General features: G+C 67.8%; 16 protein-coding genes and 1 tRNA gene. 8 read left to right on the top strand and 9 right to left on the bottom strand.

Features of this window, described 5'->3' with window-relative positions; all coding sequences use genetic code 11:
• Positions 1-15 precede the first annotated feature (15 nt).
• From AWC18_RS02765 to AWC18_RS02775, 3 genes are all read left to right on the top strand, one after another.
• Positions 16-1,575 carry a dolichyl-phosphate-mannose--protein mannosyltransferase gene (locus AWC18_RS02765; RefSeq protein ID WP_085137491.1) on the top strand — a complete coding sequence of 520 codons (1,560 nt, stop codon included), beginning with the start codon at positions 16-18 and terminating at the stop codon, positions 1,573-1,575.
• 161 nt (positions 1,576-1,736) lie between these two features.
• Positions 1,737-2,594, top strand: coding sequence for a putative endonuclease domain-containing protein (locus AWC18_RS02770; protein WP_085137493.1), 858 nt, complete (start codon positions 1,737-1,739; stop codon positions 2,592-2,594).
• A 67-nt stretch (positions 2,595-2,661) separates the two neighbouring features.
• On the top strand, positions 2,662-3,261 hold the full coding sequence (locus AWC18_RS02775) for an alpha-ketoglutarate-dependent dioxygenase AlkB (protein WP_085137495.1): 600 nt from the start codon (positions 2,662-2,664) through the stop codon (positions 3,259-3,261).
• 9 nt (positions 3,262-3,270) lie between these two features.
• Here AWC18_RS02775 and AWC18_RS02780 read toward each other — a convergent pair whose 3' ends face one another.
• Together AWC18_RS02780 and pat are read right to left on the bottom strand one after the other, a co-directional pair.
• On the bottom strand, positions 3,271-3,960 hold the full coding sequence (locus AWC18_RS02780) for a DUF5642 family protein (RefSeq protein ID WP_064996718.1): 690 nt from the start codon (positions 3,958-3,960) through the stop codon (positions 3,271-3,273).
• A gap of 9 nt (positions 3,961-3,969) precedes the next feature.
• Positions 3,970-4,923, bottom strand: a complete 954-nt coding sequence (gene pat / locus AWC18_RS02785) for an acetyltransferase Pat (RefSeq protein ID WP_085137497.1) — start codon at positions 4,921-4,923, stop codon at positions 3,970-3,972.
• A gap of 218 nt (positions 4,924-5,141) precedes the next feature.
• Here pat and gdhA point away from each other — a divergent pair, with 218 nt between their 5' ends.
• Positions 5,142-6,491: an NADP-specific glutamate dehydrogenase gene (gene gdhA, locus AWC18_RS02790; protein ID WP_064996716.1), complete on the top strand. Its 1,350-nt coding sequence runs from the start codon at positions 5,142-5,144 to the stop codon at positions 6,489-6,491.
• A 29-nt stretch (positions 6,492-6,520) separates the two neighbouring features.
• The gene (locus AWC18_RS02795; protein ID WP_064996715.1) at positions 6,521-6,850 is read left to right on the top strand and encodes a DUF732 domain-containing protein; all 330 of its coding nucleotides are present in this window, start codon (positions 6,521-6,523) and stop codon (positions 6,848-6,850) included.
• 30 nt (positions 6,851-6,880) lie between these two features.
• Here the strand turns inward: AWC18_RS02795 and AWC18_RS02800 are convergent, their stop codons facing one another.
• Both AWC18_RS02800 and AWC18_RS02805 read right to left on the bottom strand, forming a co-directional pair.
• Positions 6,881-7,933 (bottom strand): EcsC family protein, encoded by a 1,053-nt coding sequence (locus AWC18_RS02800; protein WP_133054969.1) that lies wholly within the window; start codon positions 7,931-7,933, stop codon positions 6,881-6,883.
• Between the two features lie 17 nt (positions 7,934-7,950).
• On the bottom strand, positions 7,951-8,847 hold the full coding sequence (locus AWC18_RS02805) for an SCO6745 family protein (protein ID WP_208858312.1): 897 nt from the start codon (positions 8,845-8,847) through the stop codon (positions 7,951-7,953).
• 134 nt (positions 8,848-8,981) lie between these two features.
• Between AWC18_RS02805 and AWC18_RS02810 the strand changes: the two genes are divergently transcribed.
• Both AWC18_RS02810 and AWC18_RS02815 read left to right on the top strand, forming a co-directional pair.
• Complete coding sequence (locus AWC18_RS02810) at positions 8,982-9,590, top strand: TetR/AcrR family transcriptional regulator (protein ID WP_064996712.1); 609 nt, start codon at positions 8,982-8,984, stop codon at positions 9,588-9,590.
• Positions 9,587-10,411 carry a ferritin family protein gene (locus AWC18_RS02815; protein WP_064996711.1) on the top strand — a complete coding sequence of 275 codons (825 nt, stop codon included), beginning with the start codon at positions 9,587-9,589 and terminating at the stop codon, positions 10,409-10,411. The genes AWC18_RS02810 and AWC18_RS02815 overlap by 4 nt, the downstream gene beginning before the upstream one ends.
• 12 nt (positions 10,412-10,423) lie before the next feature.
• On the opposite strand, the gene AWC18_RS02820 is transcribed toward AWC18_RS02815, so the two are convergent.
• On the bottom strand, positions 10,424-11,638 hold the full coding sequence (locus AWC18_RS02820) for a cytochrome P450 (RefSeq protein WP_064996710.1): 1,215 nt from the start codon (positions 11,636-11,638) through the stop codon (positions 10,424-10,426).
• Positions 11,639-11,840: 202 nt separating this feature from the next.
• On the opposite strand from AWC18_RS02820, the gene AWC18_RS02825 reads away from it, so the two are divergent.
• Positions 11,841-12,488, top strand: a complete 648-nt coding sequence (locus AWC18_RS02825) for a TetR/AcrR family transcriptional regulator (RefSeq protein ID WP_082960946.1) — start codon at positions 11,841-11,843, stop codon at positions 12,486-12,488.
• A 400-nt stretch (positions 12,489-12,888) separates the two neighbouring features.
• Here the strand turns inward: AWC18_RS02825 and AWC18_RS02830 are convergent.
• From AWC18_RS02830 to glp, 4 genes are all read right to left on the bottom strand, one after another.
• Positions 12,889-12,961, bottom strand: a tRNA-Ala gene (locus AWC18_RS02830).
• A 49-nt stretch (positions 12,962-13,010) separates the two neighbouring features.
• Complete coding sequence (gene sepX, locus AWC18_RS02835) at positions 13,011-14,144, bottom strand: divisome protein SepX/GlpR (protein WP_064996709.1); 1,134 nt, start codon at positions 14,142-14,144, stop codon at positions 13,011-13,013.
• 160 nt (positions 14,145-14,304) lie between these two features.
• Positions 14,305-14,967, bottom strand: a complete 663-nt coding sequence (locus tag AWC18_RS02840; protein ID WP_064996708.1) for a GNAT family N-acetyltransferase — start codon at positions 14,965-14,967, stop codon at positions 14,305-14,307.
• A 10-nt stretch (positions 14,968-14,977) separates the two neighbouring features.
• The gene (gene glp / locus AWC18_RS02845) at positions 14,978-16,240 is read right to left on the bottom strand and encodes a molybdotransferase-like divisome protein Glp (RefSeq protein WP_064996707.1); all 1,263 of its coding nucleotides are present in this window, start codon (positions 16,238-16,240) and stop codon (positions 14,978-14,980) included.
• Positions 16,241-16,282: the final 42 nt, after the last annotated feature.

Raw genomic sequence — 16,282 nt, forward strand, 5'->3', positions numbered from 1 at the left:
CCTACGATCGTCGGAATGAGCGCTCCGACCGCCACCAGACCCGCGGCCGTTCCCGAGCGCACTGTTCCGATGATCAGTCCGGGGCTGCTGGTGCCGGTCGCCGATTTCGGGCCGACCGACCGGATCCGGGGCTGGGCCGTGACCGCCGCGGTGACGCTGCTGGCCGCGGTCACCCGATTCACGAATCTGTACACGCCGACCGACGCCGGCACTCCGATCTTCGACGAGAAGCACTACGCGCCGCAGGCATGGCAGATGCTGCACAACCACGGCGTCGAGGACAACCCCGGCTACGGCCTGGTGGTGCACCCGCCGGTGGGCAAGCAACTGATCGCGATCGGCGAGGCGCTGTTCGGCTACAACGGCCTGGGCTGGCGGTTCACCAGCGCACTGTTCGGGGTGCTGACGATCTTGCTGCTGGTGCGGATCGTGCGGCGGATGACCCGCTCGACGCTGGCCGGCGGGATCGCCGGGCTGTTGCTGGTGGGCGACGGGGTCAGTTTCGTCGCGGCGCGCACGGCGCTGCTGGACGGCTTCCTGACGTTCTTCGTGGTGGCCGCGTTCGGGGCGCTGATCGTCGACCGCGACCAGGTGCGGATGCGCATGCACGCCGTGCTGACCGAGGACCGCTGCGGCGAGACACCCTGGGGCCCCCGGCTCGGGGTGCGCTGGTGGCGCTTCGGCGCCGGGGTACTGCTCGGATTGGCCTGCGCCACCAAATGGTCGGGCCTGTACTTCGTGGTGTTCTTCGGGGCCATGTCGTTGGCGTTCGACGTGGCCGCCCGCCGGCAATACCGGGTGCGGAGGCCGTGGCTGGGGACGCTGCTCCGCGATGTGGGCCCCACCGCCTACGCGATGGCGCTCATCCCGTTCGGGGTGTACCTGGCGTCGTATGCGCCGTGGTTCGCCTCGGAGACCGCCGTGGACCGGCACGAGGTCGGCCAGTCGATCGGATTCGAGAGCCGGTTCCCGGTGCCCGATGCGCTGCGCTCGCTGTGGCACTACACCTATCAGGCGTATCGGTTCCATGCCGGGCTGACCAACGCCGCAGGCAACCACCACCCGTGGGAGTCCAAACCGTGGACGTGGCCGATGTCGCTGCGCCCGGTGCTCTACGCCATCGACCAGCACGACGTGCCCGGCTGCGGTGCGCAGTCCTGCGTCAAGGCGGTGATGCTGGTGGGCACGCCGGCCATGTGGTGGCTGGCCGTTCCGGTGTTGGGCTACGCGTTGTGGCGCAGCCTGGTGCGTCACGACTGGCGTTACGCCGCGGCACTGGTGGGCTACTGCGCGGGGTGGTTGCCGTGGTTCGCCGGCATCGGGCGGCAGATGTACTTCTTCTACGCGGTGCCGATGGCGGCGTTTCTCGCGATGCTGCTGGCCCTGATCTGTGTCGACATCATCAACGACGGGAGAAACCGCACCGAGGAGCGCTGGGCGCTCGGACTGCTCGCGGTGTCGGGCTATGTGGCGCTGGTGTTGACCAACTTCGCCTGGCTGTATCCGATTCTGACCGGGGTGCCGATCTCGCCCGCCACCTGGAACATGCAGATCTGGCTGCCCAGCTGGTCCTGAGCCGTCGGCCCGTCGCCCCGTCGGCCCGTCGGCCCGTCGGCCCTCGGCCCGTCGGCCCGTGAGATTGCGCGCAGGGCTGTTGGCGGACGTTATCCACAGCCGTGTGCGCAATCTCGACGCGCGGGCCCCCAGATGTCGGTGCCGCTCACCACTATCGACCCATGTTCGAGGTGTTCAAGGGGACCGAGGCGCTCGCCGGCGGCCTGAGTCGCGGCACCTTGCGGTGGAACTACTCGGCGCTCTTTCCCGACGTCTACCTGCCCAAGGATGCGCCAACGACATTGCGCGCCAACTCCGTCGGCGCCTGGCTGTGGTCGCGGCGTAACGGCGTGATCGCCGGCCGTGCTGCGGCGGCCCTGCACGGCGCCCGGTGGATCGACGCGACCACGCCCATCGAGTTGATCTGGCGCAACGGACGGCCGCCGGCGGGAATCATCGTCCGCAACGAACGCATCGACGCCGACGAGCTGGTCGACATCGACGGGATGCTGGTGACCAGCCCGGCGCGAACGGCTCTGGACCTCGGCCGGCATCTGCCCCGCGACCTGGCCGTGCGGCACCTCGATTCGTTGAGCCGTGCCACCGGTGTTCAGGCTCGAGACGTCCGGGGTCTGATCGAGCGCTATCGCAGGGCACGCGGGCTGCGGCGGGCGGCACTCGCACTCGAGCTGATGGACCCCGGCGGCGAATCGCCCAGAGAGACCTGGCTGCGGCTTCTGCTCATCGATGCCGGGCTGCCGCGGCCCAGGACACAGATCCGGGTGAGCGACGGGTTCAACAACGCATTCGTCGACATGGGATACGACGAGCCGAAGATCGGCCTGGATTACGAGGGCAGACACCACAGCACGGATCGGGCGCAGTACGTCCACGACATCGGGCGCGCCGAGCTGCTGCACAGCCAGGGGTGGTTAACCCTGCAGGTGGTGGCCGAACACAGCCGGCGCTTCATCCTGCATCGGCTGTCCGAGGCTTTCGCCCGCCGCGGCCAGCCGTTGAGATTGCGTACCGGGTTGTGAAAGCCGGCCGCCGACAGCCGTAGCCGCAATCTCGACGAATCGAACGAATGTGCGATAGGCTGCGGGCGTGGCGATACCGGTACAGGAGTCGCTGTTCGACCTCAGCGAACGCCGACAGCTCGGTGCGGGCGCCTGGATTGACGTTCGTCCGGGCTGGCTCTCCGAGGAAAGCAGCGAACTGGTCAGCGAGCTGCAGGCGGCCATCCCGTGGCGCGCCGAGCGCCGCCGAATGTATGACCGGGTGCTCGACGTCCCCCGGCTGGTGAGCTTCCACGACCTGGCGACCGCAGACGCCCCACACCCGATGATCGCGAAGCTTCGCCGCCGGCTCAACGACATCTACGCCGGGGAACTCGGCGAACCGTTCACCACGGTGGGGCTATGCCTCTACCGCCACGGCGGCGACAGCGTCGCCTGGCACGGCGACACCATCGGCCGCGGCGCCAGCCAGGACACCATGGTCGCGATCGTCAGCGTCGGCGCCACCCGCACACTGGCCCTGCGCCCCCGCGGAGGCGGCGCGGCCCTGCGCCTGGCACAGCACCACGGCGACCTGGTGGTGATGGGGGGCTCGTGTCAGCGGACGTGGGAGCACTCGGTTCCCAAGACGGCCGCACCCACCGGACCGCGGATCAGCATTCAGTTCCGGCCGCGCGGCGTGCGCTAGCAGAAGGCACTAGTCGCGGATCGCGTCGACCGCGGCCACCAACAGCTCACGGGCCTTGTCGGTGTCGACCGGGGTGATGGGTTCGTTGGGCTTCACCAGGGGGTTTGCCGTGACGATCACCTGGTAGGACCCGAAGTAGGCCGAATAGTTGTACAGCTCACCGACGCGGGCTTTGCCGCCGGCGACCGCCTCGATCACCCGGTGCACGCCCAAGGTCTTCACCCCGTCGATGTGCGGCACGTCGACGAGTTCGATCAGGCCGCGCATCTGCGCCCCGGAGAAGCCGATTCGCCGGCAGCTGCGGCCCGGCTCGGTGAGCGGTACCGGCTCGGAGGTCTCCAGCGCGATGGTGATGAACCGGTTGCCCTCACCTTCGGCGGCGACAGCGGCCATGTTGCCCTGTATGCCCTGGGGCAGCTGCTGGCTGATGGCGAACTTGGAGCAGTTGGGCGGTTCGTAGGTCAGGCCCGGGGGCAGCGCGGTGCCCGCCAGGAGTTTCGGCTCGATCCCGGTGCGCGGGATGACGCGGACCTGGTACTCCGGACCGAAGGACGACTTGAGAGTGGCCACCTCACCGATGTCGGCGTACACCTCGGCGGGACCGGAGCTGCAGGCGGCGAGCAGGCAGACACAGCCCAGGGCCAGCACCGCACGAATCGTCAACACCGCAGCCAATTTACCCAACGCGACCTGGGCCATTTGCAGCGGTCACCCCACCGCTTGGATCGCTTGGCGGCCAACTTCTTTGATCTGTTCGGCGGTTGCGCGGTCGAACGGCAGCTGGTCCTCACCGGGCACGTCGAGGACGGTGGTGACCACCCCCGGGTCGTCGCGCTCCCAGTGGGCGCCCAGACGGTCGAGGATGGCGCGCATGGGCGCGTTCTCCGAGAGCACCCGCGCGGTGAACTTCTCGACGCCCTCGAACCGGGCGATCACCGCCACCGCGCCCATCAGAAAGGTGCCCAGGCCGCGGCCCTGATAGCTGTCACCGACGATGAAGGCGATCTCGGCGAAGGTCGGATTTTCGGGATCGCGGACGAAGCGGCCGTCGGCGACGAACGAGCCGTCGGGCTCGGTGATCACCCACACGAAGTGATCGACATAGTCGACCTCGAACAGATAATGCATCAGCGCCGGGTGCGGGACCCGGGTGGTCTGGAATCGCCGGTAGAGCGTCTCGCCGGAGAATTCGACGTGACCGCTGACGGTTCGCGCGCTGTCGCCGGGCAGCACCGGCCGAAGCAACAGTTCGGTGCCGTCGCGGTCCCGGATCGGCACAGCCGTGAGGTAGGCGGCCAGGCGCTGCCGCGCGATACGCACCAGCCGTCCCATGACCTCGGGGACATGCACCATCTCGTGAAAGGCCTGCTCGTCCCCGATCCAGCCGGTCAGCGGCGTCGTCGCGGTGACGGTTGCCGTTCGCAGCCCCTGGCGCAGCAGTGCGATCTCACCGACCACCATCCCGGCGGTCACCTCGTTGACTACCACGGCTCCGTCGTCGCCGATATGCTTGACCTGGGCTGATCCCGAAGAGATCAGGAGGAATGACAGCGCCTGTTCGCCTTGCCGCATCAGTTCGGCACCGGCGGGGGCCTGCAGGGGGTGCAGACGGGCGGCCAGGGGGGCCAGATCAGCCGCGGAGCACCCGGCAAAGATCTCCATCTCCGTGAGATCGGCGGCGGGTAGCGCTCCATCGGGTGCTGCGGTCACCGCGACATCACCATAAAGTGCTCCGCCCGTTATTCGCCCAGCTAGGTTAACTGGGAGCCCGCGAATGTTAATGATTTAACACTGCTGTAACAGCCAGGATTCGGTGCCAGCGCTCGGGGCCGCTAGCCTGTGGCCGCTGACTGCGATACGCAAGGAAGAGATCACCCATTATGACCGAACTGAATCCGAAGCTGCAGGACATTTACGAAGAGGTGCTCCGGCGCAACCCCGGGGAGGCCGAGTTCCATCAGGCCGTCTTCGAGGTCCTCAGCAGCCTCGGTCCGGTGGTGACCAAGCACCCCGAGTACGTGGACAGCGCCGTGATCCGTCGGATGTGCGAGCCGGAGCGGCAGATCATCTTCCGGGTGCCGTGGCTGGACGACAAGGGCGGGGCGCAGATCAACCGGGGCTTCCGGGTGGAGTTCAACTCGGCTCTGGGTCCGTTCAAGGGCGGCCTGCGCTTCCACCCCTCGGTGTACCTGGGCATCGTCAAGTTCCTCGGCTTCGAGCAGATCTTCAAGAACTCCCTGACCGGCCTGCCCATCGGCGGCGGTAAGGGCGGTTCGGACTTCGACCCCAAGGGCCGCTCGGACAACGAGATCATGCGGTTCTGCCAGTCCTTCATGACCGAGCTCTACCGCCACCTGGGCGAGTACACTGACGTTCCGGCCGGTGACATCGGAGTGGGCGGCCGCGAGATCGGCTACCTGTTCGGGCAGTACAAGCGCATCACCAACCGGTACGAGTCGGGCGTGCTGACCGGCAAGGGCCTGACCTGGGGCGGGTCGCAGGTCCGCACCGAGGCGACCGGCTACGGCGCGGTCTACTTCGCCGACGAGATCCTCAAGACCTCCAAGGACTCGTTCGACGGCAAGCGGGCCGTGGTGTCCGGTTCGGGCAACGTGGCGATCTACGCCATCGAGAAGATCCACCAGCTCGGCGGAACCGTGGTGGCCGCGTCGGACTCCAGTGGTTACATCGTCGATGAGAAGGGCATCGACCTGGAGCTGCTCAAGGAGATCAAAGAGGTCAAGCGGGAGCGGATCGAGACCTACGCCAGGGCCCGCGGCGGGGCGACGCAGTTCGTCAACGACGGGTCCATCTGGGACGTGCCCTGCCAGATCGCGATCCCGTCGGCCACCCAGAACGAGCTGAACGGCGACCACGCCGCCACGCTGGCGCGTAACGGCTGCAAGATCGTCGCCGAGGGTGCCAACATGCCGTGCACCCCGGAGGCCGTCAAGCTGTTCAGCGAGGCCGGCGTGGTCCTCGCCCCGGGCAAGGCGGCCAACGCCGGCGGTGTGGCCACCAGTGCGCTGGAGATGCAGCAGAACGCGTCGCGGGACTCGTGGAGCTTCGAATACACCGAGCAGCGGCTGGCCGCGATCATGAAGAGCATCCACCACCGCTGCCTGGTCACCGCCGACGAGTACGGCAGCCCGGGTAACTATGTGCTGGGTGCCAACATCGCCGGGTTCATCCAGGTCGCCGACGCGATGAACGCGCTGGGCCTTATTTAGTCGACGCGACTAGACGTAGCATCGCCGGTATGAGTCGGATTCTGGGCGCCGCCGTGTTCGTCGGGAGTGCCGCCATCGCCCTGCTCGGCAGCGCCCCGGCCTACGCCGACGACGCCAGCTATCTCGCGGCACTGGACGCCAACGGTGTCTTCCGCTCCGGCCCGCCCAACGCGCGCCTGTCGGCAGGGCACCGGTTCTGCAACCAACTGCGCGCCGGCTCCACCCCCGACCAGGTGGTGAATGATTTCGTGCGTCGGCCGTCATTCGGTGGGCCGTCCATGGTCGACGATCTGACCGTCAATCTGCGCCCGGTGATCGACATCGCGCAGCACGAACTGTGCCCTGACACCCTGCACTGATCGGCCCGTTCGGACCGATCAGGCAACGGGCTACGGCTGCTGGATGTCCTCCCCGCCCGGCTGCGAGCGAGGAGCTGACCGGTCGAGTATCTCGTCGATCAGCGGGATGTCGACGTCTTCACCAGAACTGGTGTCCGGCGCCCACTGGCCGGCGTCGAGGCCGTACTTCTCGGTGAGGAAGCGCAACCGATAGGCCTGTTGGGAGCGTTCGAATGTCTGCTGGGCGATACGGGCATTCAGCCCGCCGTTGACCACCGCACCCAAGATCGGAACCGCCTGCGCCAGCTTACGTTTGGCCAGGCGGAATCCCAGAGCCATAGAGACCTGCTGAATCACATTGTCTGCCTGCTGCGGCTGCAGGTGCTGCCACGACGCGTGACTCATCATCTGCTGGGTCAGTCGAGACAACGACGCCAGGGCCGCGGCCTTCTCCGCCGAGTTACCGGCGGTGGAATAGGCGATCACCCCCGAGGCGAAGGCCTGCTCGTCCGGCTCGCGGACGTCGTAACCGTAGTGCGCCGCAACCAAAGCCACGATCCGGCCCATCCCGACCAGCACCGCCGTCACATCGGCCACCACGGCTGAGGCGGCCACCGGCAGTGTCGTGCCGCCGGTGACCGTGCTGGACACCGCCGTGCCCGTCACCGCGAGTGACGTCGCCACGCCTTCGGCGACGGCCAAGGCTACGTAGCGATCCTTGCGGCGTGGGACCGAGCGGTCGCAGTGCTTGAGGTCGAGGCTCTTGACCTCGCCGTAGGTCTGCACTGTGATGCCGTCATCGGCGAACATCGCAAAGACGTTGGCCGGCTTGACCGAATTGAGTCCCCGCTCGACCAGCACGGTGTGCAGGGTTTCCAGCGCCTTGGTGGTGAGCTGGTCCGCCTTGCCGATGGCCGCGGTGGCGCCAGGGACCTGTTCCACTCCGGACCGGATCTTCCCGACGACGTCTTTGGTGCGATCCGCGATGCCCTGGCTGACGCCTTCGAACCACCCGGACGGCTCGGCGCCGGTGGCCGCTTGGCGCAGTGCGTCCCATTGCTTGCGCTCATAAGCGGACATGACCGCCCGAGAAGACGGAGCCACGTGAGAAATCCTACCGCTCACCGCTGATCGAGAAGCGGGCGAAGATCCAGGCCCATCGGCGAATCCAGCGGGATGTCACCGGAGGCCACGACGGCGCGGGTCAACGGGCGCAGCGCCTGTAGCAGGTCGCGCCGTTCGGCGTCGGTCAGCGCCTGATATGCCGAGGCGGCGAGCCGATCGGTCTGCTCTTCGATCTGCGCCTTGAGCCGGATTCCCTCCGGGGTGAGCCCCTGGTCTGCGGCAAGACCCTTGTCGCGCAGCGCGTCGGTCAACCGGTTCCACTCGTCGTCGGTGAAGTCACGAGCGACGGTGTAGGTATGACGCGGGGCCCCCGAGGCCAGGGCGTGGAACACGTGGGATTCGCGGCCCTCGACACCGGCAGCCAGGAGGGCCGCGATGTGGCCGTCGCCGCGGTGCTCACGCAGCACGGTGGCCGCCTGCCACAACCTCGCCAGGGGCTCATCGGGCAGCGGCAGGGCGTGGTTCGCAGCACCCAGAACGCGGCCGGCGAGGGGCACCGCAGATGCCGCCCGGGCGGCGAGCTCGGCGGCACGGGCAACCTCGGGACCATCCGCCAAGTCCGCGAGCTGTCGACGCAACGCAGCAACGGCGCCCGCCTGGCGCGCCGCAAGGGCGGCTTCAGGCGGCGCGAACCGCCAGGCGGCGGGCAGTGCCTTGGCGACGCGTTCGTAGGAGAAGTTGTAGAACGCCGCGTGCACGACCTCGGGGCCGACCGGACCGAGTGGCGCGGCGCGACCGGCGAAGTAGCCCATCCAAAAGCCGCGGTAGCCGGCGTCGTCGAGGGCGGCCAGAGGTTCCGGTGAGAAGTAGACGACCGCGTGCAGGGGCTCCAACAGCCGCCAGGCCTCACGAGCATCAGCCACGTGCTCGGTGGCCTGATCCTGCAAGTGCATGTTGCACCGCCTCTCAGTCGGCTGCCATGTGGGACCGCATCTCCCAGGATGACGCATACGCCGGCAACGCCGGCGAGTCAGTTCGCTGACACCTGTCATTGACGACTGTCAGTGAATATTGCTAGCGTACGACCATGACGACCGCCGGGAATCTCACGAAGTCCGGATCAGCGGCCGGCGGCGTCCGAGAAGCCCGTCGACTTGAGACGAGGTCGCGCCTGTTCGAGGCCGCCGTGTCGGAGATCCGTCAGCGCGGACTCGCCGGTGCAGACGTCAGTGCCATCGCCAGCGCGGCAGGCGTGGCCCGGGGCACGTTCTACTTTCACTTTCCGACCAAGGAGCACGTCCTCATCGAGGTCGAACGCAACGAGGAGACCCGGATCATCCGCGATCTCGGCGACGCCGACGGCGACCTGGCATCGGTGCTCACCCAACTGGTCCGGCACGTCCTGAGCGCCAAGCACCGTGTGGGCGCAGAGGTTTTCCAGGACATGCTCGGCCTGCACTTCTCCTCCGCCCGCCCGGTCGAAGATGAGCTGGCACAACATCCGCTCGCAGAGTTCCTGGTGGGCGTCATCGAACGGGCGCAGGCCAGACAGCAGGTCCCCCAGACGATTCACGCTGCCGAACTCGGCACGTTCTTCCTCATGGGGCTGTTCGCGCTGTTGGCCACCGGAGCCCATGATCCGGCACTGCTGGATCGGTACGTGTCAACGATGCTCAAGGGAATGGAGATCCGATGAGTGCCAACGGAATCGACGGCTACCGCGACTACCTGCGTGAGCGCGACGGCGAGGCGGACCTGTTGAATCGCCGGCTGGCGCACCGTGAAGAGTTCTTCGATCGCATTGAAGCCAATCCCGTCCGGTCAGCGAAAGCCGTTGACCGACCCACGTTTCTGCGCAACCTGCGTAGGCGACGGCCCGAACCCGGCCTGGACCGCACGATGCTGTTCCTGTTGGCGACGGCCAAACTCAACCAGGCGGAGCGATTCGGCGTCGGGCTGGGCGAGACCTACGGGCGCAACAGCGACGAGAGTCTGCCGCCCGAGAAGGTCTACCTGGAACTGGAAGAGCACTACCACACCAGAATGCTGGCCTACGTCCTCGACGTCGCCGGTCTGCCGTTCCAGGTAGTGCCCCCACCGTTGGTGCTGCGTCAGTTCGTCAAGACCGGAGTCTTTCTTCCCGAGCGGCTCAGCTTCATGGTCGTCGGCGCGGCCGAAATGGCCGGCTGCGTCCTGTTCGACGAACTGCGCCGCGTCGGCACTGCGCTCTTCGCCGACGAGCCCGACGTCGCGGAACGAATCAACCTGCTCTACAGCGAGATTCTGACCGACGAGATAGGTCATGTCGGCTACTGCGCGTCACGCTGCACCGCGGCCGAGCGGGCGATCATGCGCCGCCTCTATCCCCTGATCTGCCGACTGTTCGCCCGCCAAACCGCCGAAATCAGCCTGCTGCTCGACCCGGAGCATTTCCGCGCCCGCCTCGCCCGGCGCTTCGACGTTGCCGAACTCACCGCAGAGCTGGACAACGAGACGTATCTCGTCACGCACCCCTGAGCAAGCCCGGGATCAGCGGACGTTCAGCTGCAACCACTCCAGGCGGCGGACCAGGATGCTGGGCAGCCACGGACCGGCGTCGGCCATGTCGATCCAGCTGGTCTGCTCAAGCAGCATCCGAAAGACGATCTGCGCTTCCAGACGGGCCAGCGCAGCCCCGACGCAGAAATGCGCGCCCTTGCCGAACGCCAGGTGACCTCGCGCGGCACTGCGGTCGAGCCGAAACTCTTCGGGCGCGTCGAAATGCCCGGGATCGCGATTGGCCGCGCCCCACATCAGCAGCAGGTGCGCGCCGGCGGGCAACTCGGCTCCGGCCAGGGTGGTATCTGCGACCACGTGCCGATAGTGGCCGCGGAACGGGGATTCGTAGCGCAGGGCTTCTTCGATGAACGCGCCCAGCAGCTCGGGGCGGGCACGCAGCTGCTCTTGGACGCTGGGATTTCCGGCCAGGATCCACGCGGCGCTGCCGAGCAGTGACGCGGTCGACTCACCGGCCGCACTGAACAGGGTGAGCATGATGGACAGCGCCGGAATCTGCTCCAGTTCACCGGATTCGGTACGGACTGCGAGGTCTCCGATCAGGCCCGGCTGCGGGATTTCGCCGGCCTTCGCGAAATGCTCCAGGACATAGGCGGACAGTTCCATGGCGGCCACGCCGGCCGCCTCGAGTTGAGACGCGCTGACGATCCCGTCGAGCAGGGTGGTGGTCGCGTACCCGAGCCGGATCAGCTTGTCGACGTCGTCGTCGGGGAGGCCGAGCAGCTGGCAGACCACCATCATCGGCAGCCGGTTGGCCATGGAGCTCATCCACTCGACCTGCCCGCCGTCGCGCGCGTCCGCCCACATCTGTTTGGCAGCGGTCGCGGCGAAGTCCTCGATGACCCGCACTCGCTTGGCCGAAAGGTGCGGAAGCAACAGCTTGCGGTGGACCGCGTGCAGCGGGTCGTCAGCGGTGGCCAGCGCGTGTATCGGCGCACCGAGCGGTCCCATGTCGAAGGGCGTCACCGTGCCGTCTTCGTGGTAGACCATGGTCGCCGTGAGGTTCGAGGAGAAGTCCTCGACGCGGTTCACTGCTTCGGTGAGCGCCTCCCAGCCGCATACCGCGTAGAAGTCGGAGTCACCGATCCGATTCACTCCGCCGCGCCGGCGCATCGTGTCGTACAAGGGGTTGGGGTCTTGGATCGCGGCACTTCCGAAGAAGTCGGTCGGGTCCACCACGGCAGGCATGGCCACCAGGGTGGCCTGGGCTCGTGACCTGCGTCAACGGTGCGCACAGAAGTTGAAAAACGGGTTCGGCCACCGGGGCGGCGCACGTTCTCATCCCACCGTGCCGACCAGCACCCGCGGTGAGAGAAATGCCGCAATTCCTCTCACGGTGATAAAACTGGTGCATGGCTTCGCCACCCGCTTGGTCGCACCGAGGCGACTGATGACCGCACACGACTGGCTGATCGGCCGGGATCGACGCAGCGAGGGCGCCGAGCGGATCTACGCCGCCGCCGCGGAGCTCATGTCGCGTCAGGGCTACGACGCCTTCACCATCGACGCCTTGGCCAAGGCCGTGCACTGCTCGCCGGCAACCATCTACCGCCACGCCGGAGGCAAGACCGCGATCCGCGACACGGTGCTGACCAGACAGGCCGAACGCATTCTGGACTCGGTCCGCGACGCCATCGCCGGCCTGACGGGTTCGGAGCGCGTCGTCACCGCCACGATCGTCGCCCTGCGGCGCATGCGCTCCGAACCCCTCGCCCAGATCATGCGCAGCGCGACCCGTTCTCCCGATGCGGAATGGCTGACCGGCTCCACCGCCGTCGCCGGCTTCGCCGCCGAGATGGTCGGTGCCGACAACCCGGATCCGTTGGCCGCGCAGTGGCTGATACGGGTGTTCCTGGCGCTGTGGAACTGGCCCCTGGCGGACGCCGCGGCGGAAGAGGCCGCGGTACGCAGGTTTCTCGGGCCGCCGTACACCCTCAGCGCGATGCAAGATCGGGAATCATCAGACACCAACTCTGTGGAGCTAGGGAATCGAGGCCCTGACCTTGTCGATGCAAACGAGACTCATCGCCCAGCCTGAGCAGTCCATCGCGGCGCAGTCGGTCGGATGAGTGTGTTCGAGGGTCGCTGGCGTGCCTTGTGGCTGCGGATGACCGCCCGCGGCCCGTGCGGGCGGCGGTTCTGCCGCAACGGGTGTGGCCGGGCCGGTTGCAATCGCCCCACCGACAAGCGCTAGCGAATCGCCCCGGCGTGTAACCGGCCGCGTCCGGATAAGCGCGTACCAGATCCGGTGTGCAGCGGATGTTCGGTCCCGCCAAAGCCGCGATGGCGGAGGGCATTACACCGACCCCTTCGGTGACGACTTGGACGACCGTGCCACCGACCTGGACGCAGCTATGGTGAACCACTGCGGACCGAACAATCAGCCCCAAAGATCCCTGCAAACAAGAAAACCCCAGACTAGCTGGGGTTTTATCTTGTGGAGCTAAGGGGAATCGAACCCCTGACCTTCTCGATGCGAACGAGACGCGCTACCAACTGCGCTATAGCCCCTGACCGCTAGGAGATTACCAGTCCCCCGCCGGACGCCTGAAACCGAGACCTATTGACCGGACGCACGCGCCAGGTCATCGCGCCAGCCGTAGCGGTCGGCGCTCGATGTGTACTCCAGGTGCTCGAACACCGGGTCCTCGTCGTCGATCTCCAGCACCGCCACCCCCGGCCGGCGCAGCCGTGACGGGACCACCTCGAACGCGCCATCGCGGTCAGCCTCGCGCTGCATCCGCGGGCGCGCGGATCGCCGGGCACGGCGCGCCCGCACCTGCTGTTCGATGCGGGTCTGGCGCCGCAGGTAGGCCAGATAGAGCACGGTCGCGCCGGCGGCGCCGCCACAGATCCACCATGCGCTGGGCGCCACGGTGAAGGCGGTGAGTGCCGAGAGCACCAGGACCACCGCCAGCGACATCAGCACCCGCTTGCGGAATTCGTACTTGCGCGCGCTGACCGCTGCAGCGGTGTCGATACGGGGCCGGCGCCCCCGGGGGGACAGACCGGCCATTCCCGCCCTGGTGGGCTCCGCCTCGGGCTCCAGGCCGGAGCTGTCCTCGACGTATTCGTATTCGTAGCCTTCGGCTTCGGCTTCAGCCTCGGCTTCGGCAGTCGGCTCCTCGTAGGCAGTCGGCTCCTCGTAGGACGCCTCGCCCTCGGGCTCCGCTTTGGTCGCGACGGCCTCAGCCGCCATGGCGGCCTCCTCCTCAGCGCGGGCTTCCGCCTCTGCGACAGCCTGAGCTTCGGCCTGCGCCTCAGCGGCCAGTCCCGCGTCCGACAGCGGCAGTTCGCCGGAGTCCTCGGCGACGACATCGACGTCCAAGTAGTCGAGTTCGGCCTGCTCGCCGACCTGCGGCTCCGAGGCGACGAACACCGCTGCTGCGGCGACGAACACTCGCGAGCCGCCCTCAGCGGGTTCGGCCTCGACCTCGTCGACCTCATCGATGTCGTCGACGTCCTCGATGTCGTCGACACGGTGCTGCCAGTCCGGGTCGCTCCGGTGACCAGCGGCCGGTCCGGCGCGCTTGAGCAGCCGGGCACCGGACCCACTGGTCAGTACCCGGGTCGCCAAGGCCACGTCACTGGTACGACGGACCGCGTCGCGCTTGCTGACCAGCATCGGCACCAGTACGAACAGCCAGAGAACGACCAGTGAGATCCAAAGCAAGGATTGCGGGATGCTGGGCATGGTTGGCCTGCTCCTTTCCGAGCCAAGGCTAGGTGTGAGAACCCACACGACCTCGGATGACGCGCCGAACCAGTTACATCGATGTAATTTACTCGCTGACCTCGCCAGTCACAACTACCACACGGGTAACAGCGCGCCCGAATATCGGCGAATATTTCGGTCAGATCCGGGTGGCCCGGCCGGACTGGATCAGCGCAGCGGTCACCGAGCCGTCGACCTCCTCCACCGTCATCGCCACCAGCAGGTGGTCGCGCCACGCCCCGTCGACGTCCAGGTAGCGCCGCAACAGCCCTTCCTGACGAAAGCCGACCTTGGCCAGCACCGCCCGGCTGGCCGCATTCTCCGGCCGGACGGTGGCCTCCACCCGGTGCAGCCGGACCGGCCCGAAGCAGTGGTCCAATCCGAGCGCCACCGCCGCGGTCGCCACTCCCCCGCCGGCCACCGCGCTGGACACCCAATAGCCGATCCAGGCCGAGCGCAGCGCCCCGTGGGCGATGTTGCCCACCGTCAGCTGGCCGCAGAACTTGCCGTCGAGCTCGATCACGTAGGGCAGCATCCGCCCATAGCGGGCTTCGGTGCGCAGACTCGAACACAGCGGCGGCCAGGATGCGCTGCCGTGCCGGGTCACCCAGTCCACTTCCACACTGGGCTCCCACCGCTCCAGGTAGGCACGGTCAGCCAACCGAATCCGGCTCCACGCCACCCCGTCACGCATGCGCACCGGCCGCAGTCGGATCACCCCTGCCGGCACCCGCAGGGGCCCGAGCACGCTCGGCCAGCCGGGGTGCTCAACGTTCTTGTACCGCCACAGGTTGACCAACATGGATTCGGGCTCAGCCCCGTTGCGCCAGGAAGGCGACGTCCACCAACTCACCGGCGGCGATCTGCTCGACCTCCTCGGGAACCACCACCAGGCAGTTCGCCTCGGCCAACGTGGCCAACAGGTGCGACGAACTGCCGCCGGAGGCCCCGAGCTGCTGCACCAGGAACTCGCCGGTGTCCTCGTCACGCATGAGTTGGCCACGCAGGTACCCCTTGCGGCCGGGCATCGAGCTGATCGGTCCGAGCGTGCGCGCCCGCACCATCCGGCGCATCGGCTCACGCTTGCCCAGCGACAGCCGGATCAGCGGGCGAATCATCACCTCGAACACCACCAGCGCGCTCACCGGGTTGGTGGGCAGCAGGAACGTCGGCACCCCCTCGGGACCGAGCTGGCCGAAGCCCTGCACCGAACCGGGGTGCATCGCGATCCGGGCGACCTCCATGTCACCGAGATCGGACAGCGCCGCACGCACCTGATCGGCGGCGGCACCGCCCACCCCACCGGCGATCACCACCACTTCGGCGCGGTTGAGCTGGCCCTCGACCACCTCGCGCAGCTTCTTGGGGTCATGACTGACGATGCCGACCCGGTTGACTTCCGCGCCCGCGTCCCGCCCGGCCGCGGCCAGCGCGTAGGAGTCGACGTCGTAGACCTGGCCGTTGCCGGGCGTGCGATTGACGTCGACCAGTTCGCCACCCACCGCCATGACCGACAGCCGGGGGCGCGGGTGGACCAGCACACGATCGCGACCCACGGCGGCCAGCAGCCCCACCTGGGCGGCGCCGACCACGGTGCCGGCGCGCACCGCGACGTCACCGGGCTGCACGTCGTCACCGATCCGGCGCACGTAGTCGCCCGGGCGTACTCCCCGCAGCACCCGGACCCGGGACTGGCCGCCATCGGTCCAGCGCAGCGGCAGCACCGCGTCGGCCAGGGTGGGCATGGGCGCCCCGGTCTGGATCCGGGTGGCCAGCTTCGGCTGCAGCCGGGTGGGGGTTCGGGCACCGGCTTCGATGACACCGAGCACCGGCAGGGTGACCACGGCATCATCGCGTCCATCGGAACTGTCGCCGATCGCCTCGGCGCCCAGCACATCGACGCTGCGTACCGCGTAGCCGTCGATGGCGGCCTGGTCGAATGCGGGCATCGGCCGCTCGGCGACCACTTCCTCAGCGCACATCAAGCCCTGCGCCTCGGCGATCGCCACCCGGACCGGGCGGGGCGCCACGGCGGCAGCCGCAACCCGGGCCTGCTGCTCCTCAACCGAACGCACGGTGTGTGCCTTTCTCCGTTACAGCCGAGGTCCGATCAGGGC

This window comes from Mycolicibacter nonchromogenicus, assembly GCF_002101775.1.
Classification (GTDB): Bacteria; Actinomycetota; Actinomycetes; order Mycobacteriales; family Mycobacteriaceae; genus Mycobacterium; species Mycobacterium nonchromogenicum.

Excerpts from the sequence above, each read along its gene's own strand:
- AWC18_RS02765 (WP_085137491.1), top strand. The coding sequence starts at position 16 with ATGAGCGCTCCGACCGCCACCAGACCCGCGGCCGTTCCCGAGCGCACT.
- AWC18_RS02770 (WP_085137493.1), top strand. The coding sequence starts at position 1,737 with ATGTTCGAGGTGTTCAAGGGGACCGAGGCGCTCGCCGGCGGCCTGAGT.
- AWC18_RS02780 (WP_064996718.1), bottom strand. The coding sequence starts at position 3,960 with ATGGCCCAGGTCGCGTTGGGTAAATTGGCTGCGGTGTTGACGATTCGT.
- pat (WP_085137497.1), bottom strand. The coding sequence starts at position 4,923 with ATGGAGATCTTTGCCGGGTGCTCCGCGGCTGATCTGGCCCCCCTGGCC.
- gdhA (WP_064996716.1), top strand. The coding sequence starts at position 5,142 with ATGACCGAACTGAATCCGAAGCTGCAGGACATTTACGAAGAGGTGCTC.
- AWC18_RS02795 (WP_064996715.1), top strand. The coding sequence starts at position 6,521 with ATGAGTCGGATTCTGGGCGCCGCCGTGTTCGTCGGGAGTGCCGCCATC.
- AWC18_RS02805 (WP_208858312.1), bottom strand. The coding sequence starts at position 8,847 with ATGCACTTGCAGGATCAGGCCACCGAGCACGTGGCTGATGCTCGTGAG.
- AWC18_RS02810 (WP_064996712.1), top strand. The coding sequence starts at position 8,982 with ATGACGACCGCCGGGAATCTCACGAAGTCCGGATCAGCGGCCGGCGGC.
- AWC18_RS02815 (WP_064996711.1), top strand. The coding sequence starts at position 9,587 with ATGAGTGCCAACGGAATCGACGGCTACCGCGACTACCTGCGTGAGCGC.
- AWC18_RS02820 (WP_064996710.1), bottom strand. The coding sequence starts at position 11,638 with ATGCCTGCCGTGGTGGACCCGACCGACTTCTTCGGAAGTGCCGCGATC.
- AWC18_RS02825 (WP_082960946.1), top strand. The coding sequence starts at position 11,841 with ATGACCGCACACGACTGGCTGATCGGCCGGGATCGACGCAGCGAGGGC.
- sepX (WP_064996709.1), bottom strand. The coding sequence starts at position 14,144 with ATGCCCAGCATCCCGCAATCCTTGCTTTGGATCTCACTGGTCGTTCTC.
- AWC18_RS02840 (WP_064996708.1), bottom strand. The coding sequence starts at position 14,967 with ATGTTGGTCAACCTGTGGCGGTACAAGAACGTTGAGCACCCCGGCTGG.